24 protein-coding genes and 1 other RNA gene are annotated in these 24730 nt (G+C 66.7%); 12 read left to right on the top strand and 13 right to left on the bottom strand.

Translation table 11 applies throughout. The features are described from left to right. Positions 1-27 precede the first annotated feature (27 nt). The 4 genes from CR157_RS20980 to CR157_RS20970 all read right to left on the bottom strand — a co-directional run bounded on the left by CR157_RS20980 (position 28) and on the right by CR157_RS20970 (position 3881). Complete coding sequence (locus tag CR157_RS20980) at positions 28-1290, bottom strand: NAD(P)/FAD-dependent oxidoreductase (protein ID WP_110285467.1); 1263 nt, start codon at positions 1288-1290, stop codon at positions 28-30. Further along, positions 1287-1439 (bottom strand): hypothetical protein, encoded by a 153-nt coding sequence (locus CR157_RS22720; protein ID WP_181422136.1) that lies wholly within the window; start codon positions 1437-1439, stop codon positions 1287-1289. The genes CR157_RS20980 and CR157_RS22720 overlap by 4 nt, the downstream gene beginning before the upstream one ends. Before the next feature lie 87 nt (positions 1440-1526). Continuing rightward, entirely contained in the window at positions 1527-2489 is a 963-nt protein-coding gene (locus CR157_RS20975) for an ornithine cyclodeaminase family protein (RefSeq protein WP_110285466.1), read from the bottom strand. A gap of 345 nt (positions 2490-2834) precedes the next feature. Beyond that, positions 2835-3881 carry a LacI family DNA-binding transcriptional regulator gene (locus CR157_RS20970; RefSeq protein WP_110285465.1) on the bottom strand — a complete coding sequence of 349 codons (1047 nt, stop codon included), beginning with the start codon at positions 3879-3881 and terminating at the stop codon, positions 2835-2837. Between the two features lie 220 nt (positions 3882-4101). Here CR157_RS20970 and CR157_RS20965 point away from each other — a divergent pair, with 220 nt between their 5' ends. From CR157_RS20965 to CR157_RS20940, 6 genes are all read left to right on the top strand, one after another. Beyond that, entirely contained in the window at positions 4102-5274 is a 1173-nt protein-coding gene (locus CR157_RS20965; protein ID WP_110285464.1) for a Gfo/Idh/MocA family protein, read from the top strand. A 107-nt stretch (positions 5275-5381) separates the two neighbouring features. Then, positions 5382-6323 carry a sugar phosphate isomerase/epimerase family protein gene (locus CR157_RS20960; protein WP_110285463.1) on the top strand — a complete coding sequence of 314 codons (942 nt, stop codon included), beginning with the start codon at positions 5382-5384 and terminating at the stop codon, positions 6321-6323. A 39-nt stretch (positions 6324-6362) separates the two neighbouring features. Continuing rightward, the gene (locus CR157_RS20955) at positions 6363-7295 is read left to right on the top strand and encodes a sugar ABC transporter substrate-binding protein (RefSeq protein ID WP_110285462.1); all 933 of its coding nucleotides are present in this window, start codon (positions 6363-6365) and stop codon (positions 7293-7295) included. A 409-nt stretch (positions 7296-7704) separates the two neighbouring features. Next, entirely contained in the window at positions 7705-8640 is a 936-nt protein-coding gene (locus CR157_RS20950) for a TIM barrel protein (RefSeq protein ID WP_110285461.1), read from the top strand. 16 nt (positions 8641-8656) lie between these two features. After that, the gene (locus CR157_RS20945) at positions 8657-9829 is read left to right on the top strand and encodes a Gfo/Idh/MocA family protein (protein ID WP_110285460.1); all 1173 of its coding nucleotides are present in this window, start codon (positions 8657-8659) and stop codon (positions 9827-9829) included. 67 nt (positions 9830-9896) lie between these two features. Then, positions 9897-10781, top strand: a complete 885-nt coding sequence (locus tag CR157_RS20940) for a helix-turn-helix transcriptional regulator (protein WP_181422135.1) — start codon at positions 9897-9899, stop codon at positions 10779-10781. On the opposite strand, the gene CR157_RS20935 is transcribed toward CR157_RS20940, so the two are convergent. The 6 genes from CR157_RS20935 to smpB form a co-directional block, all read right to left on the bottom strand. Beyond that, positions 10771-11742: an alpha/beta hydrolase family protein gene (locus CR157_RS20935; protein WP_110285458.1), complete on the bottom strand. Its 972-nt coding sequence runs from the start codon at positions 11740-11742 to the stop codon at positions 10771-10773. The genes CR157_RS20940 and CR157_RS20935 overlap by 11 nt on opposite strands. Before the next feature lie 100 nt (positions 11743-11842). Continuing rightward, positions 11843-12082 (bottom strand): hypothetical protein, encoded by a 240-nt coding sequence (locus CR157_RS20930; RefSeq protein WP_110285457.1) that lies wholly within the window; start codon positions 12080-12082, stop codon positions 11843-11845. 77 nt (positions 12083-12159) lie between these two features. Beyond that, a complete protein-coding gene (nspC, locus tag CR157_RS20925; RefSeq protein ID WP_110285456.1) occupies positions 12160-13317 on the bottom strand; it encodes a carboxynorspermidine decarboxylase in 1158 nt (385 codons plus the stop codon). A 6-nt stretch (positions 13318-13323) separates the two neighbouring features. After that, on the bottom strand, positions 13324-14523 hold the full coding sequence (locus tag CR157_RS20920; RefSeq protein ID WP_110285455.1) for a saccharopine dehydrogenase family protein: 1200 nt from the start codon (positions 14521-14523) through the stop codon (positions 13324-13326). Positions 14524-14851: 328 nt separating this feature from the next. Further along, positions 14852-15232: a transfer-messenger RNA gene (gene ssrA / locus CR157_RS20915) on the bottom strand. Between the two features lie 40 nt (positions 15233-15272). Then, positions 15273-15764 carry an SsrA-binding protein SmpB gene (gene smpB / locus CR157_RS20910; protein WP_110285454.1) on the bottom strand — a complete coding sequence of 164 codons (492 nt, stop codon included), beginning with the start codon at positions 15762-15764 and terminating at the stop codon, positions 15273-15275. A 127-nt stretch (positions 15765-15891) separates the two neighbouring features. Between smpB and CR157_RS20905 the strand changes: the two genes are divergently transcribed. Both CR157_RS20905 and CR157_RS20900 read left to right on the top strand, forming a co-directional pair. Continuing rightward, the gene (locus CR157_RS20905; RefSeq protein ID WP_110285453.1) at positions 15892-16329 is read left to right on the top strand and encodes a type II toxin-antitoxin system RatA family toxin; all 438 of its coding nucleotides are present in this window, start codon (positions 15892-15894) and stop codon (positions 16327-16329) included. Further along, complete coding sequence (locus tag CR157_RS20900) at positions 16316-16618, top strand: RnfH family protein (protein ID WP_110285452.1); 303 nt, start codon at positions 16316-16318, stop codon at positions 16616-16618. Before CR157_RS20905 ends, CR157_RS20900 begins: the two co-directional genes overlap by 14 nt. A 51-nt stretch (positions 16619-16669) precedes the next feature. On the opposite strand, the gene CR157_RS20895 is transcribed toward CR157_RS20900, so the two are convergent. After that, positions 16670-17119 carry an outer membrane protein assembly factor BamE gene (locus tag CR157_RS20895; RefSeq protein WP_110285451.1) on the bottom strand — a complete coding sequence of 150 codons (450 nt, stop codon included), beginning with the start codon at positions 17117-17119 and terminating at the stop codon, positions 16670-16672. A gap of 72 nt (positions 17120-17191) precedes the next feature. Between CR157_RS20895 and fur the strand changes: the two genes are divergently transcribed. Continuing rightward, positions 17192-17641, top strand: coding sequence for a ferric iron uptake transcriptional regulator (gene fur / locus CR157_RS20890; protein WP_110285450.1), 450 nt, complete (start codon positions 17192-17194; stop codon positions 17639-17641). A 105-nt stretch (positions 17642-17746) separates the two neighbouring features. Here the strand turns inward: fur and recN are convergent, their stop codons facing one another. After that, a complete protein-coding gene (gene recN / locus CR157_RS20885; protein WP_110285449.1) occupies positions 17747-19420 on the bottom strand; it encodes a DNA repair protein RecN in 1674 nt (557 codons plus the stop codon). Between the two features lie 247 nt (positions 19421-19667). Between recN and grpE the strand changes: the two genes are divergently transcribed. The 3 genes from grpE (at position 19668) to dnaJ (ending at position 23599) form a co-directional block, all read left to right on the top strand. Next, complete coding sequence (grpE, locus tag CR157_RS20880; protein WP_110285448.1) at positions 19668-20294, top strand: nucleotide exchange factor GrpE; 627 nt, start codon at positions 19668-19670, stop codon at positions 20292-20294. A gap of 129 nt (positions 20295-20423) precedes the next feature. Beyond that, a complete protein-coding gene (gene dnaK, locus CR157_RS20875; protein ID WP_110285447.1) occupies positions 20424-22355 on the top strand; it encodes a molecular chaperone DnaK in 1932 nt (643 codons plus the stop codon). Between the two features lie 92 nt (positions 22356-22447). Then, a complete protein-coding gene (gene dnaJ / locus CR157_RS20870; protein WP_110285446.1) occupies positions 22448-23599 on the top strand; it encodes a molecular chaperone DnaJ in 1152 nt (383 codons plus the stop codon). 71 nt (positions 23600-23670) lie between these two features. Here dnaJ and CR157_RS20865 read toward each other — a convergent pair whose 3' ends face one another. Beyond that, complete coding sequence (locus CR157_RS20865; RefSeq protein ID WP_110285445.1) at positions 23671-24615, bottom strand: HNH endonuclease; 945 nt, start codon at positions 24613-24615, stop codon at positions 23671-23673. Between the last annotated feature and the right edge of the window lie 115 nt (positions 24616-24730).

The following is a 24730-nucleotide window of genomic DNA, read 5'->3' as shown; positions in this document are numbered from 1 at the left end:
GAACCGGCCGGCTTGGTGTGCCCTCCTTCACCGCTGAAAGCGCGTCACACGATAAGGCTCGAGGTCCAGGGCGGGGGGCTCCCCCATCACCAGGGCGCCGACGAGTTCTGCCGTGATCGCCGCCTGGGTGAGGCCGAGGTGCTGGTGGCCGAAGGCGAAGTGCACCGCCGGGTAGTCCGGGTGGGTATCGATCACCGGCAGGGAGTCGGGCAGCGTCGGCCGGAAGCCCATCCACTCCTCGGCACCGTCATCGAGGCCGGTGGGGTCGCGCAGCAGCGCCTCGGCATGATGGCGCAGGGAGGTGTAGCGGCGCTTGACCGGGGGCAGCGCCAGGCCACCGAGCTCGGTGAAGCCGACCACCCGCAGGCCGCAACGCATCGGCGTCATCACGAAGCGGCGTTCCGCCGAGCCCACCGGCTGGCGCATCGCTTCCCCCCGCTGGGGCAGCGTGAGGTGATAGCCGCGCTCGGTCTCCAGCGGGATCGACAGGCCGAGCCCGGCGGCCAGCCGATGGCTCCAGGCCCCCGCGGCGACCACCGCCTGGTCCGCCTCCCACTCCCCCGCATCGGTGTGAAGGCGTACGCCTTCGCCACGCGGCTCGAGGCGCTCCACCTTCGTCTGGCGGATAACCCCGCCGCGGGCCTCGAACGCTGCGGCCAGGCGCCGCACCAGGGCATAGGGGTCGCGCACCTGGTGGGCGCCGGGGAAGTAGAGCCCGTGGCTCAGCTCGCCCGTCAGTCCCGGCTCGCGCTTGCGTAGCGCCGCCGCCTCGAGCCATTCCACCTCATACCCCCAATGGCGCAGGTGTGCCATCTGCGCCTTGGCCGCCGCCCGGCCTCGGTCAGACTCCCAAACCAGGAGATACCCCGAGGCCACCAACTCCTCCTCGGCCCCGATATCGGCCAGGCAGCGCTGCCAGGCGGCCACCGCCGCCCCGTTCAGGGCCGCCAGTGCCTGGCGCCCCTTGGCGACCCGGGCGGGACGGGCGGCGGCGATAAAACGCATCAGCCAGGGCGCCAGCCGTGGCAGGTAGCGAAGGGGCAGGGCCAGGGCCCCGTGGGGGTCTCGCCACAACCGTGGCGCCTTGCGCAGGGTGGCCGGCGTCGACAAGGGGTCGATCAACTCGGTGGCCAGGAAGCCGGCGTTGCCGTAGGAGGCGCCTTCCCCCGGCCCCTGGGGATCCAGTACGCTGACCGTATGCCCCTGGCGCTGCAGGGCCAGCGCGGTGGTCATGCCCACCACGCCGGCGCCGACCACCGCAATCCGGCAAGGGAAGGCGGCCTGGCTCATGCCTGGTCCTCCGCCATGGCCACGCCAGCCGGTGCCTCGGGTTCGGCCCGCCGGGAGAACCAGCCGAGCAGCGCGATGGTCAGCACGATGGGGATCAAGACCAGCGGCAGGCTCGGTACGGGGATGTCGGGGACTGCGTCGTCTTTCATCTTGCGTAACACTCCCGGGCGCGGTATTGCCCCACCCTGTTGTCGTTGTCTCAGGAGCCGAGGGACTGAGGGCGGCCCGCCCTTGGCTCAGGACGGCGTGGAGCAGCGCTCGTAGGCCAGGATGGCCGCCGCCAGGTCTTCCACCGAGGCGCCCACCGACTTGAACACCGTGATGGCCTGCTGGGGATCCTCGAGCGCGCTGCGGCCGGCATGGCGCTTGCCGCACAGGTCGGGGAAGTCGGCCAGGATGTCGGATTCCTGGATGACACCCGCCTTCAGCGGATCGATCAGGTCGCCGGTCTCGCTCAGGGCGCCGTCGCGGGTATCGACGAAGACCGCGCCACGACGCATCACCTCGTCGTCGGCCTCGCGCATGAAGGGCGTGAAGCTGCCGACCAGGTCCAGGTGCGTGCCGGGTGATAGCCACTCGCCCCGGATCAGCGGATCGCGACTCAGGGTGGCGCAGCTGATGATGTCGGCCCGGCCGGTGGCCTCGGCCAAGCCGTTCTCCGGTACCGCCTCGGCATCGATCCCCTCGGCCCGGAACTCTTCCGCCAGGGCACGGGCCGAGGCCTCGCGGATATCCCAGATGCGCACCCGCTGGATCGGCCGAATCGCCCGGTGCGCCGGAATCAGGCGGCGGGCCATGCGCCCGGCGCCGACCATCAGCAGCTCGCTGGCGTCCTCGCGGGCCAGGTAGCGAGCCGCCAGAGCGGAAGCGGCCGCCGTGCGACGGGCAGTCAGCTCATTGGCCTCGAACTGGGCCAGGTGGTGGCCGGTACGCGCGCAGCTCAGCAGGTAGTGGCCGGTGAGGCCGGGCAGGCCACGGGCACTATTGCCGGGGAAGACGTTGACCTGCTTGACGCCCAGGTACTTGCCCTCGATCCAGGCCGGCATCAGCAGCAGGGTCGCCTCCGGGTCGCCGGGCACCTGGATATGATGGTGATGGCGCACCGGTGAGTGCACCGTTTGGGTGAAGACGTCATCCAGGGCCTCCACGAGGGCAGGCCAGGGCAGGGCCTGGATCACTTGATCGGCATCGAGATACATGACCGTCTCCGATTGGTTGGGCGATAGGATCAGTCTACGGCGGCGCCCCCCTATCCCCTTGACCGAGGCTCCGCAATAGTTACCCCAGGCTCCACAGTTCGCTCCTTCCCTGCCGGTTCGAGCCAGGAGCCGTCCCCGTGCCCCAGCCCCAAGCCAGGCGCAACCTGATCGCTCGTTCCCGCGGCGAGCACTGCCACGGCCACCGCCAGCTGAAGGCACCCGAGTCCATGGCACAGCGGCATCCGCGAGGAGACCAATCACTTCACCATGCCGACGCACTGAGTCGATCCCGCTCCGCGGGAAGCTGGTGACAGCGAAACGCTGGGGCCTGAGGCTCCGGCGTTCTTACGCGGTCGTCTTTGTGCCGATGAGGTGGGAACGACGCAGTATCAATTCGCCACGCTGGAGGTGGTGGTTATCGGCTTCAGGCCGATCGACCACTCGGCGAACGGCCTCTGCCACCAGCGCCTGCCGCGGTTGCCGGTAGGTCGTCAGCGCGTAATGCGGCGAGGCGGCTATTTCGATATCGTCGAAGCCGACGATCGCCAGGCGGTCGTCCAGCCCGCGTTCCGAGAGGGCGTCCAGGGCGCCGATGGCCAGGATGTCGTTCTCGCAGAAGAGCGCCTCGATGCGTTCACCCGGGGGGGTGGCATCCAGGTAGGCCGCCAGGGTGGCGAATCCCCGGTCGCGTCGGTAATGCCCCGCTTCCAGCACCTCGATGGCGTTCACGCCGTGCGGGACCAGGCCCTCCTGGAAGCCGGCGAGGCGGCGTAGGCGAGTCGACTCGCTGGCCGGGCCGGCCATATAACCGATGCGTCGATAGTCTTGGGCGACGAGTAACTCGGCGATCTCTCGGCCGGCAGCATAGCCATCCGTGGAGACGACCTGGATATCGGGGTCCTCGCAGTTGCGGTAGAGCACCACCAGCGGAATGTGGCGGATATCCCGGGCCAGGTTGATCAACTCATCGGTCAGCACGGTACCTAGGAAGATCAGGCCGTCCACCTGGAACTGGTCGGCCAGCGAGATGGTCGCACTTTGGCGGCCATCACCAGTGATATTGAGAAGCATGGAGAGGAAGCCCCGTCGCTGCAGCTGCAGGCTTGCCTCATTCAACAGGAGCAGCATGTTGGGGTTGTCCATCTCGTCCACCACCAGGCCCACGATGCGCGTCTGACGCTTGGTCAGGCCGCGCGCCAGTAGGTTGGGCCGATACCCCAGCGCTTCCGCCGCCTCGAGGACACGCTCTCGCGCCTTGGGGGAGATCGAGGCGCCCTCGGTGAAGGCCCGCGAGACGGTCCACTTGGAAACGCCGGCGCGCCGGGCCACGTCGCTGGCGGTCACCTTGTAGGTGCCGTTCGTTGCTTCCTTGTCTTTAGACTTTTTGCTCATTCTTCCTCCTTGACGGAATTTTCATTCCATTCTAGTCTGGGTTGCAACCGGGTGCAAAACTCCTTCGAGGGTAGCACAGGTGGCGAGGCCAGGCAGGAGCCAGGTAGTAGGACATGAGGCTGGCCTATTTTTTTGCGACGAGTTGCAACCGGGTGCAAGAGGCGGAGGGCCGAGCGCTAGGTGATCGACGTACAACAACCGACAAACGAGGAAAGATGACATGCTGAACGGTGAGAAGAAGATCGAACGGCCCCTACGCTGGGGCATGGTGGGAGGCGGCCGCACCGGCCAGGTGGGCTACAAGCATCGCACCGGCGCCCTGCGGGACGGTACCTACCAACTGGTTGCCGGCGCCTTCGACCTGGAAGCCGAGCGCGGCCAAGACTTCGGCACCAACCTGGGGGTCGACGAGGATCGCTGCTATGCGACCTATCTGGACCTGATTGCCGGCGAGGCCGAGCTCGAAGATGGCGTCGAGGTGGTGTCGATTGCCACGCCCAACTTCACCCACTACGAGATCACCAAGGCCTGCCTGGAAGCGGGTCTGCACGTGATCTGCGAAAAGCCGCTGTTCTTCACCGTCGCCGAGTGCGAAGAGGTGGCCAGGCTGGCCGAGGACAAGGGCCTGATCGTGGGCGTCACCTACGGCTTCACCGGCCACCCGCTGGTCCACCAGATGGCCGCCATGGTCAAGAAGGGCATGCTGGGCGAGATCCGCATCGTCGACATGCAATACACCCATGGCTTCAACTCGGGCGACGATGCGGATGCAGGTGAGGCCGTGAAATGGCGCACCAACCCCGAAACCGCGGGCCCGACCTTCGTGCTGGGCGATATCGGTACGCACCTCTACTACCTCTCCGAGGTGGTGCTGCCGCACATGAAGATCGAAAAGCTGCTCTGCGACCGCAAGGCCTTCATTCCGACCCGCGCGCCGCTCGAAGACCACGCGACCGTGCTGACCCACTACGATAACGGCGCCCGTGGCCGCCTGTGGGTGTCGTCGGTGAACGCCGGCTACATGGGCTCCCAGCGCTACCGTTTCGTCGGCTCCAAGGCCTCTCTCGAGTGGTCCGATTCCCATCCCGACCAGTTGATCTACGAAGTGCAGGGTGAGCCGCCCCGCACCCTGCACCACGGCATGCCCTATCTCGAAGAGGAAAGCCTGGCGATCGATCGCATGGGCGCGCTGCACACCGAAGGTCTCGGCGACAGCTGGGCCAACATCTACCTGTGGATCGCCCAGGCCATCGACGCCAAGCAGCGCGGTGACGACGCCTTCCTGAAGACCCACCACTACCCGGGCATCGAGGCCGGCACCGAAGGGGTGCGCTGGCTCGAGAACTGCGTGCGCTCGGCCGACAGCGGCGCTACCTGGGTCCATTACGAATAAACAGCAAGTGACGCACCGACTTTAGAGCGACTAACAGCCCATCCCATTGATGTGGTTTTACTGAAGCTCTTGGGGCGTATCGATCACCGACAACGCGAGTTACGACAATGAAGCTTTCCATCTGTACCGATGTCATGGGCGATCTCTCCTTCACCGAGATGCTCGACAAATGCGTGGAACTCGGCGTCGAAGGCGTCGAGATGACCGGCGGCGGCTGGTCGCCGGCACCGCATTTCCGCGCCGACGAACTGCTGGCGGACAAGAGCCTGTTGAAGAAGAAGCTGAATGAAATCGAGGCCCGGGGCCTCGAGATCGCCGCGCTCAACTGCTCGGGCAACCCGCTCGATCCCGGCGCGCTGGGCGAGCGCCACCGCCAGGAGATCGAGCAGACCATCCGCCTGGCCGGCGAGATCGGCGTGAAGAAGATCGTGACCATGTCCGGTCTGCCGCCCGCGGCGCCGGGCGACATGGTCCCGAATTGGCTGGTCTACACCAAGAGCTGGCCCGAAGAGATGCCCGAGCGTGATCGCTACCAGTGGGAAGATTGTGCCTTCCCCTACTGGCATGGGCTCGTCAGGCTCGCCGAGGAAGTGGGCGTCGAGAAAGTCGCGCTCGAGAATTTCTCCGCCATGCTGGTGTGGAACCCCGAGACCCTGTTCCGGCTGCGCGATGAAGTGGGGCCCAGGGTTGGCATGAACCTCGACCCGTCGCATCTGTTCTGGAAAGGGGCCTGCCCGATCGCCGGGGCCCGCGCCTTGGGCGAGGCGATCCACCATGTGCATGGCAAGGACACCCGCATTGAACGTGGCCTGGCCGAGGTGAATGGCCTGCTCGAATTGCGTGACGTTACCGACGTGGCCAACCGCGCCTGGAACTACGTCGCCGTGGGCGCCGGTCACGACCTGCAGTGGTGGAAGGAGTTCTTCTCCGTCGTGCGCATGATTGGCTACAACGACTGGGTCAGTCTCGAGATGGAAGACTTCACCATGTCCACCGAGGCCGGTATCCAGTCCTCCATCGACGCCCTTCAGCAGACCATCAGTAAGTAACACCGTTACTCAAGCCGACATATTACAAGGAGTACAACCATGAAAAAGTTTGCCATCATTCCGCTCGCCGCCGCTCTGATAAGTGCCCCATCGCTGGCCGCCGATCTCAATATCGGTGCCAGCTTTTTCAACCTCGATGATCGCTTCGCCATCGGCGTGCGCGAGAGTATGGAGCAAACTGCCGGGGAAAAGGGCATGGAGGTGAGTGTCGAGGATGCCCGCGACGATATCGGCCGCCAGCTCAGCCAGGTGCAGAACTTCATCGCGGCAGGCGTCGACGGCATCATCGTCCAGCCGGTGCATTCGGACTCCACGCAGGCGATGACCCGCGCCGCCGAGCAGGCGGGTATTCCGCTGGTCTATGTGAACCGCCAGCCCATGGATATCGACTCTCTTCCCGACAACCAGGCCTTCGTCGGCTCCGACGAGAAGGAGTCCGGTACCCTGCAGACTCAGGAGGTTTGTCGCTTGCTCGGCGGGGAGGGCAAGCTGCTCGTGATGATGGGCACTCTGGGAGACATTGCCACCGAGGTGCGTACTCAGGACGTGCATGACGTCATTGCCACGCCCGAGTGCAGCGGGCTCGAGATCGTCGAACAGCAGGCAGCCGACTACCAGCGCATCGAGGCCAACGACCTGATGACCAACTGGCTGACGTCGGGCATCGAATTCGATGCGGTGATTGCCAACAACGACGAGATGGCCATCGGTGCCATCCAGGCGCTGCGGAATATGGGCTATGACATGGACGATGTCGTGGTAGCGGGTATCGACGCGACCAGCGACGCTCTTGCCGCCATGCAGGCCGGCGAGCTGGATGTCACGGTCTTCCAGAACGGCGCTGCCCAGGGCGAGGGCGCCGTCGACACCCTGCGCCGGCTGATCGAAGGCGAGGAGGTCGACAACGCAGTGTGGGTTCCCTTTGAACTGGTGACCCCTGACAACATAGATGAGTACCTGGGGCGCAACTGAGTCGCTCATGCCAAGCGATGACGCCAGGCGTCGGGTTCTCGAACCCGGCGCCTGGCGTTGTGCATGGCACCTATGCTGAATCACCGCGTCAAAGAGTTCGGCGTTTCTCGTATGCGCTTGCCTCCACATTACCATGGCGGCCCGGGCGCACCCCGGGCCGCCATGCTTTTCCGGGACTCGCTGTCCCGGTGCCGCCTATCTGTCACAAGAAAATTAAATCGGTTGTACCCGGCGGGGACGGCCGTCGCCGCCAGCCCTCTACCTGACGGATTTGCTGCTGGTCGTCGGCTGAGTGGAGGGGCAAAGAAATCGCAAGAATATGAAACTGGGGCTGATGGAGGCCTGTTGTAATGGGGGTCGCTCGGGCATAGCCCCAGCCCCCATGACAAGAGCAATAGGAGCCATCCACATGAGCATGCGAATCGCCAGCGCGCCCTGCTGCTGGGGCGTCGACGACGTCAACAACCCCCATCTGCCGCCCTGGCAGAAGGTCCTGGACGAGGCCGCCCAGGCGGGCTACCAGGGCCTGGAGCTGGGCCCCTACGGCTACCTGCCCCCCGACAAGGAGCTGCTGGGCAAGGCCCTGGACGAGCGCAGCCTGAAGGTGGTCGCCGGCACCATCTTCGACGACCTGGTCGATCCGGCCAATCGGGACAGCCTGGTCAAGCAGACCCACGAGATCTGCGCCTTCCTGAAACAGCTGCCGGAACTGCCGCGCGAACCGGGCCAGCACTACCCGGCTCCCTACCTGGTGGTGATCGACCACGTGCATGCCGAGCGCAGCCGCTATGCCGGCCATCCCGACAAGGCGCCGCGCCTGAAAGATGACCCGTGGGCCACGATGATGGGGCATATCCGCACCATCGCCGAGCTGGCCCGCCGCGAGTACGGCATCCGCGCCGTCATCCACCCCCATGCCGGCGGCTACATCGAGTTCGAGGACGAGATCCTGCGCCTGATGGAGGAGATTCCCTACGAGACCGCCGGCCTGTGCCTGGATACCGGCCACCTCCACTACTCGGGCATGGATCCCGTGACGTGGATCCGCGAGCACGCCGACCGGATGGACTACCTGCACTTCAAGGACATCGAGCCGAAGATCTTCGACGAGGTCATGGCCCGGCAGGTGGACTTCTTCGATGCCTGCGCCCAGGGGGTGATGTGCCCCATCGGCAAGGGCATCGTGGACTACGACGGCATCTACCGGCTGCTCACCGAGATCGACTACCGGGGCTACATCACCATCGAGCAGGAGCGCGATCCGCGCGATGCCGACGGCAGCCTCGCCGATGTGACGGCGAGTCTCGAATACCTGAAGGGCCAGGGCTTCCAGGCCAGCCTCTAACACAGGAGACATGACCATGATCCAGGGTGACCTGAAAGTCACAGCCCCGATCCGCTGGGCGATGGTGGGGGGCGGCCGCGGCAGCCAGATCGGCTATAGCCACCGCTGCGCGGCGTTGCGCGACAACAGCTTCCAACTGGTGGCCGGCGCCTTCGACATCGACCCGGCTCGGGGGCGCGACTTCGGCGAGTCGCTGCGGGTGGCGCCCAAGCGCTGCTATTCGGACTACCAGACGCTGTTCGCCGAGGAGGCCAGGCGCGAGGACGGTATCCAGGCGGTTTCCATCGCCACGCCCAACAGCACCCACTTCGCCATCTGCAAGGCGGCGCTGGAGGCCGGGCTGCACGTGGTCTGCGAGAAGCCGCTGTGCTTCAGCGTGGATGAGGCCGAGGAACTCCGCGCCCTGGCCCAGGAGCGGCGACGCATCGTCGGCGTGACCTATGGCTACGCCGGGCATCAGCTGATCCGCCAGGCGCGGGAGATGATCGCCAACGGCGACCTCGGCGAGATCCGCATGGTCCACATGCAGTTCGCCCATGGCTTCCACAGCGAGGCCGTCGAGCAGGCCAACCCCGGCACCCGATGGCGGGTCGATCCGCGCTACGCAGGGCCCAGCTACGTGCTCGGGGACCTGGCGACCCACCCCTACTACATCGCCGAGATGATGCTGCCGGAACTCCGGATCAAGCGGCTGCTGTGCTCGCGCCAGAGCTTCGTGGCGAGCCGGGCGCCGCTGGAGGACAACGCCTACGTGCTGATGGAGTACGAGGGCGGCACCATGGGCCACCTCTGGACCTCGGCGGTCAATGCCGGCTCCATGCACGGCCAGAAGGTGCGGGTCATCGGCTCCCGGGCCAGTGTCGAGTGGTGGGACGAGCACCCCAACCAGCTGCGCTACGAGGTGCAGGGCGAGCCGGTGCGGATACTGGAGCGCGGCATGGACTACCTCTATCCACAGGCGCGGGAGGACGATCGCATCGGCGCCGGCCACCCCGAGGGGCTGTTCGAGGCGTGGTCCAATCTCTACTACCGCTTCGCGCTGGCCATGGAGGCGATGGATCGCGGCGACACCACGGCCGTCGAGGCGCTGGGGATCCCCGACATCGATGCCGGGGTCGAGGGTGTGCGCTGGGTGGAGAACTGCGTGCGTTCCGCCGATGCCGGGGCGGTCTGGGTCGACTATGCCTGATGGTCCATGCCGGCCCGCCCCGGGAGGAAGCCGGCGGGCTGGCAGGCGACGCCGGGGATGCGCGAAGATGACCGGTGAACGTCGCCATTGCGGAGGGGCACCGGTGATCCAGCGGTTCATGAGGCCTGGCGCCAGCAGCTCGCTGATCGTCGAGCATCCCGCCGAGTTGCTCTATATGTGCAGGGCCGAGGGCACCCAGAGCGCCATGCCCCGGGCCATGCATCGCCATGACGACCGTGCCGAGATCGTCTTCATCCGCGAGGGGCAGGGGACCCATATCATCGGCGGGCACGAGTACCGGACCCGCCGGGGCGACGTGCTGATCTACAACAGCGGTATCCTCCACGACGAGTCCGCTCGGCCCGAGGTTGGCATCGTCGCCTACTGCTGCGGCTTCCGGGGGCTCAAGCTCAGGGGATTGCCGGTCAATCACCTGGTGCCCGAGCAGGGCAGCCCGGTGCTGGCCAGTGGCGAGCACCATGCCGCCTTCGAGGGCCTCATGCAGCTGCTCTACGATCAGGTGGGGCAGGGCGGCAGTGCCGAGGTCTGCCATCATCTGCTGCAGGCGCTGATCCAGTTGGTGGGGCGCCTGCTCGAACGCCCCGAGCCGCGGCTCGAGTCTCCCGGCTACGACCTCGGCCAGGAGGTCAGGCGCTATATTGACGAGCGCTACGCCGAGGCGATCGACTTGCAGGTCATGGCCCAGCGCTTCAAGGTCAGTCCCTATCATCTCGCCCACCGCTTCAAGGCCGCGGTCGGCTGCTCGCCCATCCACTACCTGATCCGGCGTCGGGTCGGCGAGGCCCAGTCCCTGCTGATCAACACGCAGCTGAGCGTTGCCGAGATCGCCGAGCAGGTGGGCTATCGCCATCCCAGCTACTTCAACACCGCCTTCAAGCGGGTCGTGGGTGTGACGCCCGGCGGCTACCGGAAGCGCTACCTCAGCGAATGACGGTGGTGCAGTGGGTGGTCAATCGAGATGATGATGATTCGAAGTCGTGGATGGCCCTGGACCGTGGCATCTCCGCCAGCGCCTCCTGGGTCAGCCACTCCAGGGCGATTGGCCAGAGGCTGTCGCGGAAGCGGTCGTGGAAGAAGGCGAAGTGGCCGATCTGCGCGGCGTCGATGTCCTGGGGGGCGAGGCGCAGGTGGGTGCGCGGGCTCGAGGTGTAGTAGCCGAGCAGGCGCTCGATGGCGGCTTCGGTGCCGAAGGGGTCGTCGGTGACGCTCAGGGCCAGCAGCGGGGCGCGCAGCCCGGCGAAGCGCTCGAGCCGCTGGCTGGCGAGCCGCGCACCTTGCGGCGAGCGGTGGCGGAAGTTGCGTTCGAAGCCGGGGCGCATGGTCGACCAGTCCAGCGCCACCCCGCGCGGGGTGTCCTCCATCCAGCCCAGGCGCTTGGCGGGCACGTAGCCCAGCGCCACGGCCAGCAGCGGCATGGCCAGGTGCCACTTGAGCAGCATGCCACGCCGCAGCTCGGGCGGATAATCGCGCCAGTAGGCAAACTGCGACCCCATGGTGACTACCCGGCGCACCTCGACATTGGACGGCGCCAGGCCCAGGGCGAAGCCACCGATCGAGTGGGCCACCACGTCGAGCGGCTGGCCGGGGAACTGCGCCCTGGCATGGCGCAGGGCGCCCTCGCAGTCCTGCTCGCCCCAGTCGAACCAGCTGGCCTTGAGTCGGCGCAGCGAGGCCGGCGGGCGCGAGGCCCCGATGCCGCGGTAGTCGTAGGTCACCACGTCCATGTCGTGCTCGTGCAGGTAGGCGGCGAAGCGGTGGTAATAGCGGCTGGCCACCGAGGTGGCCGGATTGATCACCACCACGGGGCGCGATGGATCCGCTTGCGCATGGCGCCATTCGTGGCCATGCAGGCGGAAGCCGTCGGCGGCCTTGAAGGTGATGGAATGGGGCATGGGCTGGGTTCCTGGCGGCTAGTCACTAGCGCTATCTGCCCCTTACCTTCGCATACGCCCGCTTGTGCGGCACTCGCACCTTTGGCGAAGGCGCCGGGCCTTAGGAAGGGATATGCCAGGTCTCGGGGCACTGGGCGCTTCTAAACAGCCGCCGCGCCGTGTCACGGTTGTGCCGCTCGACGAGGATCTCGCGGTCCTTGGCGAGGGCGTCCAGCAGCGGCTTCTCGGGGTGGCGCACCGTGAGCAGCGTCAGGTCGTCCCGGCGCTTTACCCCATAGTCGGCGGTCAGCGATTCGGCCAGCGGCTCGAGCCGCGCCGGGGGCAGAGATGAAAAAGGCACCCGGGGGTGCCTTGGGTGTCCGGCCGGCCTTGCCATGGGGCATGGCGGCAGCCGTCCGGACAGCAGCGAGGGCCGTATCAGCTAAGCCGCTGCATATAGTCCACATACCCGAAGGTCTTCACCGTGCGCACCTGGCGGCTCGCCTCGTCGATCCGGCAGATCGACGGCAGGCGGATGCCGTTGAAGGTGGTGGTCTTGACCATGGTGTAGTGGGCCATGTCGGTGAACACCAGCCGGTCGCCGATCTGCAGGGGGGCATCGAAGGAGTACTCGCCCACCACGTCGCCGGCGAGGCAGGTCAGGCCGCCCAGCCGATAGGTGTGGGCCTTCTCGCCGGGCTCGCCGGCGCCGATGATCTCCGGTCGGTAGGGCATCTCCAGCACGTCCGGCATATGGGCCGTGGCCGAGGTGTCGAGGATGGCGATGGGGCCGCCGTTCTCGACGATGTCCAGCACCGTGCACACCAGGTAGCCGGTGTTCAGGGCGATGGCCTCGCCGGGCTCCAGGTAAACCGTGAGGTGCGGGTAGCGAGCACGGAAGTCGCGAACCACCCGCACCAGCCGCTCCACGTCATAGTCCGAGCGGGTGATATGGTGCCCGCCGCCGAAGTTCATCCACTTCATGGCGGGCAGATAGCGGCCGAACTGGGCCTCGAACGCCGCGAGGGTCTCCTCGAAGGCGTCGCTGTTCTGCTCGCACAGGGTGTGGAAGTGCAGCCCCTCGAGGCCCTCGAGGTCATCCGGCCTGAGGTCCACGGCCCGGGTGCCGAGTCGCGAGCCCGGGGCGCAGGGGTCGTAGAGCGGTACCGCGCCGGTGGAGTGCTCCGGATTGACTCGCAGCCCGCAGGAGACCCGGCGCGGCGCCCCCGCGATCCGGCTGCGGAAGCGCCGCCACTGCCCCGGCGAGTTGAAGCTCAGGTGGTCCGCGTAGCGCAGCACCACCTCCATCTCCGGCTCGGTGAAGGCCGGCGAGTAGACATGCACCTCGCCGCCGAAGGTCTCCGCCCCCAGGCGCGCCTCGTCCTGGCCACTGGAGGTGGTGCCCATCAGGTACTCGCGGATCATGGGGAAGCAGTCCCACATGGCGAAGCCCTTCAGGGCCAGCAGGATGCGGGCACCGCTGCGCTCCTGGACCTCGCCGAGCAGGTCCAGGTTGCGGCGCAGCAGGGCGTCATCCACCACGTAGGCCGGCGAGGGGCAGGCGTGGATGTCGAACGGATAGGTCGGTTCTGCCATCGTGGATCAGGCCAGCGGGTCGGCGTCGGGGTCGAGTTCTACCATCTGCCACGGCAGGCCCATGTCGCCGATACGCTCCATGAAGGGGTCCGGGTCGAGCTGCTCGACGTTGAACACGCCCTCGCCCTTCCAGATGCCCTGGAGCATCAGCATGGCGCCGGTCACCGCCGGCACGCCGGTGGTGTAGGAGATCGCCTGGGACTTGACCTCCTCATAGCACTTCTGGTGGTCGCAGATGTTGTAGATGTGCACCTTGCGCCGCTTGCCGTCCTTGATGCCGTCGAGGATCACGCCGATGTTGGTCTTGCCCTTGGTGCGCGGCCCGAGCGACGCCGGGTCGGGCAGCACCGCCTTGAGGAACTGCAGCGGGGCGATCTTGCACCCTTCCACCTCGATCGGCTCGATGCGCGTCATGCCGACGTTCTCCAGCACCTTGAGGTGGGTGATGTACTTCTCGGAGAAGGTCATCCAGAAGCGGATGCGCTCCAAGCCCTTGATGTTCTGGCTGAGAGACTCGAGCTCCTCGTGGTAGAGCAGGTAGAGGTCCTTCTCGCCGATGCCGTCGAAGTCGAAGGTGCGCTTCTCCGCCAGGGGCGCGGTCTCCTTCCACTCGCCCTTCTCCCAGTAGCGGCCATTCGCGGTGATCTCGCGAATGTTGATCTCGGGGTTGAAGTTGGTGGCGAAGGGGTAGCCGTGGTCGCCGCCGTTGGCATCCAGGATGTCGATCCGGTGGATCTCGTCGAACAGGTTCTTCTGGCCATAGGCGCAGTAGATGTTGGTCATGCCCGGGTCGAAACCGCAGCCCAGGGTGGCCATGTTGCCGGCGCGGGCGTAGCGCTCCTGGAAGGCCCACTGCTCCTTGTACTCGAACTTGGCCTCGTCGGGGTGCTCGTAGTTGGCGGTGTCGAGATAGGGCACGCCGGTGCGCAGGCACGCCTCCATGATGGTCAGGTCCTGATAGGGCAAGGCCACGTGGATCAGCACGTCCGGCTGGAACGACTCGATCAGTGCGACCAGCGCCTCGACGTCATCGGCATCCACCCGGGCCGTCTGGATGGGACGGTCCAGCTGGGCCGCGATCGCCTTGCACTTCGCTTCGTTGCGGCTGGCCAGCATGATCTCGCTGAAGACCTCGGGATGCTGGGCACACTTGTGGGTGACGACGCCACCGACGCCGCCGGCGCCGACAATCAGGACTTTGCTCATGGGGTATCGAATCCAGATCGGGAAAATATCAACAATGGTAGGGTCTTATCGGTAATTGGAGCGCCTCGGCGCGTCCGGACCCGATGCCACCCCGGTCTCACGCTCGCCTGGGCCGGCGAGTGGGCGCTGATAATGGCTTCCCCTGAGGCTGGTATCAAGTGCTTTTCGCGTCAAGGGTGAGGCGAAGGTCGAGGGGGAGTGGCCGCGGAGTGGAGGCTCCCCACGGCGAGCGGCTTCCGTGAGCGCCGGACACCGGGCGCAGGAGGATTGCAGGGTTGTGTCCAGAAACGAAAAAAGCACCCGTAGGTGCTTGATTCGCTTGCTTGATTGGTGGAGGCGGCGGGGATCGAACCCGCGTCCGCCGGCACTCGCCCATTGGCTCTACATGCTTAGGTCCGTCTTTTGCTTTAACGCTACTGGCTCCGACGGGCAGGATCCAGCAACGCGATTCCTCGTCAAGTTTAGCGATTGGCGAGAGGACACCACCAACCGCGATCCCATCAGTCTTGGCTCATATCCCGTCGGCGATGAATGGGCACATCGCGTTCGGGCCGGGCTAGAAGCTAACAGCGTTTAAGCTGCCAGCGCGCCCTGAGCGTAGTTGTCGTCGTTTGCGACTATTTAGTCGTGATGTTGGATTTACGAGATACATCACGCTCTCGGCATGCACCGCAGGGGTTGTCACCAGCGTCGAAACCATGTCGCCCCCGTAACGCCCATCCTATCAGGATGTGCCGTACTGTGATACCTCAGGCCTTGTTTTGTTCCCGCATGATGCGTCCCTTCTGCCGCTGCCAGTCGCGGTCCTTCTCGGTGGCCCGCTTGTCGTGCAGCTTCTTGCCGGTCACCAGCGCCAGCTCGCACTTCACCCGGTTGCCCTTCCAGTAGAGCTTGAGCGGCACGCAGGTGTGCCCCTTGTCCTGGGTCCGCGAGAAGACCCGGGCGATCTCCTTGCGGTGCAGCAGCAGCTTGCGGGTGCGGGTGGGGTCGGCCACCTCGTGGGTGCTGGCGGTGTTGAGCGGCATGATATGGCTGCCCAGCAGCCAGGCCTCGCCATCCTTGATCAGGATGTAGGTGTCCGTCAGCTGCGCCTTGCCGGCGCGCAGGCTCTTCACTTCCCAGCCGGCCAGCACCAGGCCGGCCTCGAAGGTCTCGTCGATGTGGTACTCGAAGCGCGCCTTCTTGTTCAAGGCGATGACGTTGCTGCCGGGCCCCTTGCCCTTGCCTTTCTTGTTGGCCATGAAACCTCGTGTCGTGTTCTGCCGATGGCGGCTCCCCTCCGACATGGGGGGAAGCGTGATACCATTCAAGGCCCGAAATAACGGCTCATGATACGCCCTGGGCACTGTGAAGTCAGCGGAGAGCTCAATGCCAACGGTCAATCGGTCCGCCATGGTGCGGCACACCCCTCAGGAGATGTTCGACCTGGTCAACGACTTCGAGCGTTATCCGGAGTTCCTGCCCGGGTGCCGGCGCGCGCGGCTGATCGAGCGCGACGACTCCCACCTGATCGGCGAGATGACCCTGGGGCGGGCCGGCATTGAGCAGAGCATCGCCACCCGTAACGACCTGATCGAGCCCGACCGCATCGAGATGTCGCTGGTCAGCGGCCCCTTCAAGCGGCTGCGCGGTCGCTGGCTGTTCACCCCCATGGGCGAGAATGCCTGCAAGGTGAGCCTGGAGATGGAGTTCGAGTTCGCCAGCCGCCTGCTGGGCATGGCCTTCGGCAGGCTCTTCCAGCAGGTGGCCGGGCAACTCGTCGACTCCTTCACCCGCCGTGCCGATGACATCTATGGCCGCTACTGAGATCGAGGTCGAGGTGGCCTTCGCCCTGCCGGAGCGGCAGCGCATCGTCACCCTCGCCGTCCCGGAGGGCACCACGGCCCGCCAGGCCGTCCGGCTCGCCGGGCTGGAGACGCTGTTCCCCGAGCTGCCGCCTTCGACCTTCGGCGAGGCGGACCTGGGGATCTTCGGCAAGCCGCTGCGCGACCCCGACCACCAGGTGCTGCGGGCCGGTGATCGCGTCGAGGTCTATCGGCCGCTGGTGATCGACCCCAAGGCGGCGCGTGCCGAACGTGCCCGCACCAAGCGCTGACGCCCCGGGCCGAGGAGGCTCGGCGCCGGGGCGTCAGGTGTCGACTACGGATCAGGGGGCGAAAGGCGCGCCGCCCGGGGGCAGGGGGCCGCCGGCCTCCTGCTGGGGTTGCGGCTGCGGCGCCGGCATGGCCTCCAGCGGGGCGGCGCCCTCGACGGAGCGTAGCTCGATATCGCCACTGAGGTCACCCTCGCGCTCGATATTGGCCAGGCGGTCGCCGGCAAAGGTCAGGGTGACCCGGCGGCTGTCCACGCCCCCATAGGCCTCGTCGAGGCGGAAGACGTAGTCCCACTGGTTGGCATCGAAGGGGGCCTCCAGCAGCGGACGACCCATCACGCGGACCACCTGCTCGCGGCTCATGCCGGGCTGGAGCTGCTCGACCATCTCGGCCGTCACCAGGTTGCCCTGGGGGATGTCGCGCTTGTAGACGCCGAAGTAGCTGCAGCCGCTGCTCAGCAGCAGGATGGCCGAAAGGGTGACGATTCCAGTCAACTTTTGCATTTTCGCCTGTTATTCACTATCGTGGATTCGGTCGATCATACCCGACCCTACCCGATACTGCGAAGAGCGACCATGGCCGACCAGAACCATGAACTACGCAAGGCCGGTCTGAAGGTGACCCTGCCGCGCGTGAAGATACTGCAGATCCTGGAGAATGCCCCGGGACAGCACCACCTGAGTGCCGAGGACGTCTACAAGGCGTTGCTGGAGGCCGGTGAGGACGTGGGCCTGGCCACCGTCTACCGCGTGCTCACCCAGTTCGAATCGGCCGGCCTGGTGATTCGCCACAACTTCGATGGCGGCCACGCGCTGTTCGAGCTCTCCCAGGAAGAGCATCACGACCACATGGTCTGCCTCGAGAGCGGCGAGATCATCGAATTCTTCGACGAGACCATCGAGCGTCGCCAGCAGGAGATCGCCGAGGAGCATGGCTTCGAGCTCGTCGACCATGCGCTGGTGCTCTATGTGCGCCCCAAGGGCTCCAAGGCGACCCGCCAGGAAGGCATCCATCCGAAGAAGTGATCGCACGCGGCGTTGAGTGCAGCACCCCGAACACGAACACGGCCCCGGTCATCGATCGGGGCCGTGTTCGTTCCGGCGCCGGGAGGGAGCCCCGGGGCGGCGTGGTCAGTGATGGGCGCGCTGGCTGGCGTCGAGCATCTCCCGGGCGTGGGCCAGGGTATGGTCGGAGAGGTTGACGCCACCCAGCATGCGCGCCAGCTCGCCGACCCGGCCGGCCTCGTCGAGCAGCGCCATGCGGGTCAGGGTGGTGTCGCGCTTCGCCCGTTTCTCGATATGCAGGTGGTGGTGGGCCTGGGCGGCCACCTGGGGCAGGTGGGTGACGGTCAGCACCTGGCCCTGCTCGCCCAGCCGGCGCAGCAGCTGGCCAACGATCTCGGCGGTGGCGCCCGAGACCCCCACGTCCACCTCGTCGAACACCAGGCAGGGAATGGTCGAGTGGCGTGCCGCCACCACCTGGATCGCCAGGCTGATACGCGACAGCTCGCCGCCCGAGGCGACCTTGGCCAGCGGCCGCGGCGGCTGGCCGGGGTTGGCGCTGATCAGGAAGCGTACCCCCTCGAGCCCTTCCGCGGCCGGGGTGTCGCGGGCTTCCACCTCCACCGCGAAGCGCGCCTTGTCCATGGCCAGGAAGGCCAGCTGCTCCTGCACCGCCTTGCCGAAGCGCTCGGCCGCCCGGCGCCGCGCCTCGCCCACGCGGCGGGCCTGCTCGCGCCAGGCATCGCGCAGGGCGTCGACCTCGGCGGAGAGCGTCTCCAGGTCCTGTTCGCCGCCCTCCAGCCCCTCGAGCTCCGCCTGCAGTCGGCGGTGCAGCGCGACGACCTCCTCGGGCATCACGTGGTGCTTGCGGGCGATGCGGTGCACCTCGCCGAGGCGCTCCTCGACCCAGGCCAGGCGTTCCGGGTCGAGCTCGGTGGTGCCGGCGAAGTGGTTGAGCTCGCGGGCCGCCTCCTCGACCTGGATGCGGGCGTCACCCAGCATGGCCAGCGCCTCGGCCAGGGAGCCGCGGTCACTGCCGGGCAGCGCCGAGAGCCGGTTGATCGCCTGGGTCAGCAGGGTCGTGGCACCGCCCTCGTCGTTGTCGCAGCACTCGGCGGCAAACTGCGCCTCGCGCAGGCGCTCCTCGGCATGGGCGAGCTCCTCCTGCTCCGCTTCCAGGCCCTTGAGCTCGTCCTCCGCCAGGGCCAGCTGATCGAGTTCCTCGACCTGGTAGCGCAGCAGCTGGCGGCGTGCCTGGAGCTCGTCGCCGTCCTCGGCCAGCCGCTTGAGCCGGCGCCGGGCCGCCTGCCAGCGGCGGAAGGTCTCGCCCAGGGCCGCCACGGCCTCGCGCTGGCCGGCGAAGTCGTCGAGCAGGCGCAGGTGGGTCTCCTCGCGCAGCAGCGCCTGGTGGGCGTGCTGGCCATGGATCTCGATCAACCGCTCGCCAAGTGCTCGGAGGTCGGCCACCGTGGCCGGCTGGCCGTTGATCCAGGCCTTCGAGCGGCCCGCGGCGGTGACCACCCGGCGCAGCAGGCAGTCGTCCGCCGGCAGCTCGCGCTCCTCGAGCCAGGCTCGCGCCGCGGGCAACTGGCGGATGTCGAAGCGGGCCGAGAGGTCGGCGCGCTCGCGGCCGTGTCGCACGCTGGCGGCATCGGCGCGCTCGCCCAGGCAGAGCCCCAGGGCGCCGAGCAGGATCGACTTGCCGGCGCCGGTCTCGCCGGTGATGGCGGTCATGCCGGTGGCCAGCTCCAGCTCGAGGTGATCGACGATGGCGAAGTCGCGAATGGCAAGCTCTGTCAGCATGACGCCTCCCCGGGGCCCGTCCGAAACCACTGTCTATCCGTACACGTCTTGTGCGTTTATACAGTAGTCCAGGGGGGCCGACAATGCACGTCGGCGCCCTCGATGAGTGCCTTGTCGTTGTCACGACTTGAGTTCGGCGCACCCAGCCCCATATATCCCCGCAGACTGCGAAGATGTTTCGACACTCCCCGCGGGCGGCGCGCGCGTCGCCCCTCAGCATTCAAGAGCGGCATTTCAGGAGACACACATGGCCAAAGACCCCCAGACCCCGCTTGACGAGGAACTCGCCCGCCAGGAAGAGGAGGCCGAGCCCCAGCCGCGGGAGGGCGAGCTGGAGGACGCCATCGAAGGGGCCGAAGAGGCCGAGCAGGTCGCACGGGAGGCCGAGTCCTCCGACAATCCGGAGGCCGAGGTGCTGGCGGCCCGCGTCGAGGAGCTCGAGCAGAGCGTGGCCGAGGCCAAGGACCAGGCGTTGCGTGCCGCCGCCGAGGCGCAGAACGTGCGCCGTCGTGCCGAGCAGGAGGCCGAGAAGGCGCGCAAGTTCGCCCTGGAGAAGTTCGTCAGGGAGCTGCTGCCGGTGGTCGACAGCCTGGAGAAGGCGCTCGAGGCCATGGGCGAGGACGCCACCGAGGCCCACCGCGAGGGCGTCTCGATGACGCTGAAGATGCAGCACGACGTGCTCGGCAAGTTCGGCGTCGAGGTGGTGGAGCCCCATGGCGAACCCTTCGATCCGCAGTACCACGAGGCCATGGCCATGGTGCCCAACCCCGAGCTCGAGCCCAACACCGTGATGGAGGTGATGCAGAAGGGCTACCTGCTCAATGGTCGCCTGGTGCGCCCCGCCATGGTGGTGGTCAGCCAGGCCGCCGACTGACGGCGAGCAACAAATGGGGGCGGCGGGTCTTGAAAAGCGACGAGCGGCCCCCAGATAGACGACAACTCCGCGGCGAAGGCCGCAGAACGCGACTTTCAGAAACTCTGCAACGACTTTCGAGGATTTCCTATGGGACGCATCATCGGTATTGACCTGGGGACCACCAACTCCTGCGTGGCCCTGCTCGAAGGCGACAGCGCCAAGGTGATCGAGAACGCCGAGGGCGCGCGTACCACGCCGTCCATCATCGCCTACACCGACGACGGCGAGATCCTGGTGGGTCAGGCGGCCAAGCGCCAGGCGGTCACCAACCCCGAGAACACCCTGTACGCCATCAAGCGCCTGATCGGCCGTCGCTTCAAGGACGATGTCGTGCAGAAGGACATCAAGATGGTGCCCTACAAGATCACCGAGGCCGACAACGGCGACGCCTGGGTGGAGGTGAAGGGCAAGAAGCTGGCCCCGCCGCAGGTCAGCGCCGAAGTGCTGAAGAAGATGAAGAAGACCGCCGAGGACTACCTGGGTGAGGAAGTCACCGAGGCGGTGATCACCGTGCCGGCCTACTTCAACGACTCCCAGCGCCAGGCCACCAAGGATGCCGGCCGCATCGCCGGCCTCGAGGTCAAGCGCATCATCAACGAGCCCACCGCGGCGGCGCTGGCCTACGGCATGGACAAGGCGCGCGGCGACAAGACCATCGCGGTCTACGACCTGGGCGGCGGTACCTTCGACATCTCGATCATCGAGGTGGCCGACGTCGACGGCGAGACCCAGTTCGAGGTGCTGGCCACCAACGGCGACACCTTCCTGGGCGGTGAGGACTTCGACCTCAAGCTGATCAACTACCTGGTCGACCAGTTCAAGGCCGACAGCGGCATCGACCTGTCCGGCGACAACCTGGCCATGCAGCGCCTCAAGGAAGCCGCCGAGAAGGCCAAGATCGAGCTCTCCAGCGCCCAGCAGACCGACGTCAACCTGCCCTACATCACCGCCGACAACACCGGGCCCAAGCACCTCAACGTCAAGGTGACCCGGGCCAAGCTGGAGTCGCTGGTGGAGGAGCTGGTGCAGCGCTCCATGGAGCCGTGCAAGGCCGTGCTCAAGGATGCCGGGCTGTCCGCGTCCGAGATCGACGACGTCATCCTGGTCGGCGGCCAGACCCGCATGCCCATGGTGCAGGCCAAGGTCGCCGACTTCTTCGGCAAGGAAGCGCGCAAGGACGTCAACCCGGACGAGGCCGTGGCCGTGGGCGCGGCGATCCAGGGCGGCGTGCTGGGCGGCGACGTCAAGGACGTGCTGCTGCTCGACGTCACCCCGCTGACCCTGGGCATCGAGACCCTGGGCGGCGTGATGACCCCGCTGATCGAGAAGAACACCACCATCCCGACCAAGAAGACCCAGACCTTCTCGACCGCGGACGACAACCAGACTGCCGTGACCATTCACGTGCTGCAGGGCGAGCGCAAGCAGGCCGGCCAGAACAAGTCGCTGGGCCGCTTCGACCTGGCCGACATCCCGCCGGCGCCGCGTGGCGTGCCGCAGATCGAGGTCGCCTTCGACCTGGACGCCAACGGCATCCTGCACGTCTCCGCCAAGGACAAGGCCACCGGCAAGGAGCAGTCGATTGTCATCAAGGCCTCCAGCGGCCTGACCGAAGAGGAGATCGAACAGATGGTCCGCGACGCCGAGGCCCACGCCGACGAGGACAAGAAGTTCGAGGAGCTGGTGGCGCTGCGCAACCAGGCCGACGGCATGGTCCACGCCTCGCGCAAGACCCTCGAGGAGGCCGGCGACAAGGCCAGCGCCGAGGAGAAGCAGGCCATCGAGACCGCCATCTCCGAGCTGGAGGAGGCGCTCAAGGGTGACGACAAGGACGCCATCCAGGCCAAGCTGGACAAGCTCACCGAGGCTTCCGGCAACCTGGCCCAGAAGATGTATGCCGCCCAGGCCGAGGCCGCGCAGCAGGCCGAGGGCGAGGCCGGTGAAGCCGGCGCCAAGCAGGAAGATGACGTGGTCGACGCCGAGTACGAGGAAGTCAACGACGACCAGAAGAAGCAGTAAACCACGACATCTGAGCCACGGATGACGCCAGCGCGGGGGCCCGACTCCCGCGTTGGTGTTTCCGCGGTGTCGCTACGGAGGCGGACAGACCCATGTCCAAACGAGACTATTACGAGGTGCTGGGCGTAGAGCGCGGGGCCGACCAGAAGGACATCAAGAAGGCCTATCGGCGCCTGGCCCAGAAGTTTCACCCGGACCGCAACCCGGACGACGACACGGCGGCGGCCAAGTTCCGCGAGGTCTCGGAGGCCTACGAGGTCCTGACCGACAGCGAGAAGCGCGCCGCCTACGACCAGTTCGGCCATGCCGGTGTCGACGGCCAGGCCGGCGGCTTCGGTGCGGGCGGCTTCGGTGGCGCCGGGGCCGGGGCCGGAGGCTTCAGCGACATCTTCGGCGATGTCTTCGGCGACATCTTCGGTGGCGGCGGCGGGCGCCGCAATCCCCACGCGCCGGCCCGCGGCAGCGACCTGCGCTACAACCTCGAGCTCGACCTCGAGAGCGCGGTGACCGGTACCAGCGTGGACATCCGCGTGCCGCGCCACGTCGAGTGCGAGCGCTGCGACGGCCATGGTGCCGAGCCCGGCTCCTCCAAGGAGACCTGCCCCACCTGCAACGGCCATGGCCAGGTGCGCATGCAGCAGGGCTTCTTCGCCGTGCAGCAGACCTGCCCGACCTGCCACGGCAGCGGCCAGCACATCAAGGTGCCATGCCACAAGTGCCACGGCGAGGGCCGGGTACGCGAGACCCGTACCCTGTCGGTGAAGATCCCCGCCGGCGTGGATACCGGCGACCGCATCCGCCTGAACGGCGAGGGCGAGGCCGGCATCAACGGCGGCCCGCCGGGCGATCTCTACGTCCAGGTGCACATCAAGCCGCACCACATCTTCCAGCGCGACGGCCGCAACCTGCAGTGCGAGGTGCCGATCAACTTCATCGACGCGGCGCTGGGCGGCGAGCTCGAGGTGCCGACCCTCGACGGCCGGGTCAAGCTGAAGATCCCGCCGGAGACCCAGACCGGCAAGCTGTTCCGCCTGCGCGGCAAGGGCGTCAAGCCGGTGCGCGGCGGCCCCCCGGGCGACCTGCTCTGCCGGGTGGTGGTCGAGACCCCGGTCAACCTCAAGGAAGATCAGAAGGAGCTGCTGCGCCAGCTCCAGGAGAGCCTCGGCGAAGGCAACAGCCACTCGCCGCGCAAGACCAGCTTCTTCGACGGCGTGAAGAAGTTCTTCGAGGACATGAAGCCGTAACCTCCCGGCTTCCGCCCCGAAGCGAAAGGCCCCCGGTATCGCCAGATGCCGGGGGCCTTTGTGTTCGGACTTCAGCGCTGGAGATGATCCATGCGCCACGTCAGCGCCTCCCTGTCGGGTTGCCACTTGGGATCACGAGGCAATACCAGTGGCTTGCCATTCAACTCGCAGAGCCACTGATTATCCGCCACCAGCGAGTCCACCGTGGGGCTGACGTGCCAGAGCTGGTCGGGGCCGGGGGCGATCAGGTGGTTGTCCATGGCCCAGTGCAGGTTGGGGGTAAGGGCCAGGCCATTCACTGGACGGTCATCCTGGCTCTCGGCGAAGGGAATAAGGTGTGCAGCCTCCACCAGGTAGCGGTAGTCAGGGGTGATATAACGCAAGCGGCTGGCAGTGCATCGGTAGTCGTAGGCCTCCAGTACCAGGGAGCGAAAGGCGGCGGAGCGGGCATACTGCTGGCGGCTCTCCTGGACGCGACCCACCAGGCGTTCGGGATGTCGCTCGTACTCACCGCTGGCCAGCGCCGTCTCGAGATAGGCCCGAAGGCGCTCTTGGGCCGCTTGATCCGATGGCAGGTAGCGTGAGCCCAGCAGGGCACAGGCCTCTTCGGCTGTCTGGCGGTCCTGGAGAGCCGAGTAAAGCACGGGATCCAGTCGAGCAGAGGAGAAGCGTCCCAGGAGTTGGTTCAGGGACTTCGGCTGGCCCAACTGACCTGCCAGTGAGGCGATCTCGCTCGGGTATTCAGGCGACCAGAGCGGGCCGGACGGGCCCTTGTCGCTGCAGAGGTGCCACAAGGGAAGCCAGGAGCTGGCCTTGTGCCGCTCGCCCGTGAGTAGCTCATAGAGATCGTGGTAGCGGGCCAGCAGGCGAGAGTCGATGGTGATCGGGTTCGACGCGATATGGCCGGCCTGGATCTCGCATATGATAGCGAGCAGCAGGCAGGGCTTGTTGAGGGCCGGCTGGCATCGCCTATGTCCGACCCTGAGGCGTGTCAAGCAGCCAAGCGCGTCGACCATGCGGTGTCTCCCTCATTCCCTGTGCAGTGTTGCTGTCACGTTACCACGCCGGTCGAGAGGGGAGAGCTCATGCAGCAGATCCAGATCTTCCAGTCCAGCGACGGTGCGGTATCGC

Source organism: Halomonas sp. LBP4 (assembly GCF_003202205.1).
In the GTDB taxonomy this organism is placed as follows: Bacteria; Pseudomonadota; Gammaproteobacteria; order Pseudomonadales; family Halomonadaceae; genus Halomonas; species Halomonas flagellata.
Note: the sequence above shows the minus strand (reverse complement) of the source record. Positions and strands in the feature narration are given on the sequence as shown.

Excerpts from the sequence above, each read along its gene's own strand:
- CR157_RS20980 (WP_110285467.1), bottom strand. The coding sequence starts at position 1,290 with ATGAGCCAGGCCGCCTTCCCTTGCCGGATTGCGGTGGTCGGCGCCGGC.
- CR157_RS22720 (WP_181422136.1), bottom strand. The coding sequence starts at position 1,439 with ATGAAAGACGACGCAGTCCCCGACATCCCCGTACCGAGCCTGCCGCTG.
- CR157_RS20975 (WP_110285466.1), bottom strand. The coding sequence starts at position 2,489 with ATGTATCTCGATGCCGATCAAGTGATCCAGGCCCTGCCCTGGCCTGCC.
- CR157_RS20970 (WP_110285465.1), bottom strand. The coding sequence starts at position 3,881 with ATGAGCAAAAAGTCTAAAGACAAGGAAGCAACGAACGGCACCTACAAG.
- CR157_RS20965 (WP_110285464.1), top strand. The coding sequence starts at position 4,102 with ATGCTGAACGGTGAGAAGAAGATCGAACGGCCCCTACGCTGGGGCATG.
- CR157_RS20960 (WP_110285463.1), top strand. The coding sequence starts at position 5,382 with ATGAAGCTTTCCATCTGTACCGATGTCATGGGCGATCTCTCCTTCACC.
- CR157_RS20955 (WP_110285462.1), top strand. The coding sequence starts at position 6,363 with ATGAAAAAGTTTGCCATCATTCCGCTCGCCGCCGCTCTGATAAGTGCC.
- CR157_RS20950 (WP_110285461.1), top strand. The coding sequence starts at position 7,705 with ATGAGCATGCGAATCGCCAGCGCGCCCTGCTGCTGGGGCGTCGACGAC.
- CR157_RS20945 (WP_110285460.1), top strand. The coding sequence starts at position 8,657 with ATGATCCAGGGTGACCTGAAAGTCACAGCCCCGATCCGCTGGGCGATG.
- CR157_RS20940 (WP_181422135.1), top strand. The coding sequence starts at position 9,897 with ATGACCGGTGAACGTCGCCATTGCGGAGGGGCACCGGTGATCCAGCGG.
- CR157_RS20935 (WP_110285458.1), bottom strand. The coding sequence starts at position 11,742 with ATGCCCCATTCCATCACCTTCAAGGCCGCCGACGGCTTCCGCCTGCAT.
- nspC (WP_110285456.1), bottom strand. The coding sequence starts at position 13,317 with ATGGCAGAACCGACCTATCCGTTCGACATCCACGCCTGCCCCTCGCCG.
- CR157_RS20920 (WP_110285455.1), bottom strand. The coding sequence starts at position 14,523 with ATGAGCAAAGTCCTGATTGTCGGCGCCGGCGGCGTCGGTGGCGTCGTC.
- smpB (WP_110285454.1), bottom strand. The coding sequence starts at position 15,764 with ATGGCCAACAAGAAAGGCAAGGGCAAGGGGCCCGGCAGCAACGTCATC.
- CR157_RS20905 (WP_110285453.1), top strand. The coding sequence starts at position 15,892 with ATGCCAACGGTCAATCGGTCCGCCATGGTGCGGCACACCCCTCAGGAG.
- CR157_RS20900 (WP_110285452.1), top strand. The coding sequence starts at position 16,316 with ATGGCCGCTACTGAGATCGAGGTCGAGGTGGCCTTCGCCCTGCCGGAG.
- CR157_RS20895 (WP_110285451.1), bottom strand. The coding sequence starts at position 17,119 with ATGCAAAAGTTGACTGGAATCGTCACCCTTTCGGCCATCCTGCTGCTG.
- fur (WP_110285450.1), top strand. The coding sequence starts at position 17,192 with ATGGCCGACCAGAACCATGAACTACGCAAGGCCGGTCTGAAGGTGACC.
- recN (WP_110285449.1), bottom strand. The coding sequence starts at position 19,420 with ATGCTGACAGAGCTTGCCATTCGCGACTTCGCCATCGTCGATCACCTC.
- grpE (WP_110285448.1), top strand. The coding sequence starts at position 19,668 with ATGGCCAAAGACCCCCAGACCCCGCTTGACGAGGAACTCGCCCGCCAG.
- dnaK (WP_110285447.1), top strand. The coding sequence starts at position 20,424 with ATGGGACGCATCATCGGTATTGACCTGGGGACCACCAACTCCTGCGTG.
- dnaJ (WP_110285446.1), top strand. The coding sequence starts at position 22,448 with ATGTCCAAACGAGACTATTACGAGGTGCTGGGCGTAGAGCGCGGGGCC.
- CR157_RS20865 (WP_110285445.1), bottom strand. The coding sequence starts at position 24,615 with ATGGTCGACGCGCTTGGCTGCTTGACACGCCTCAGGGTCGGACATAGG.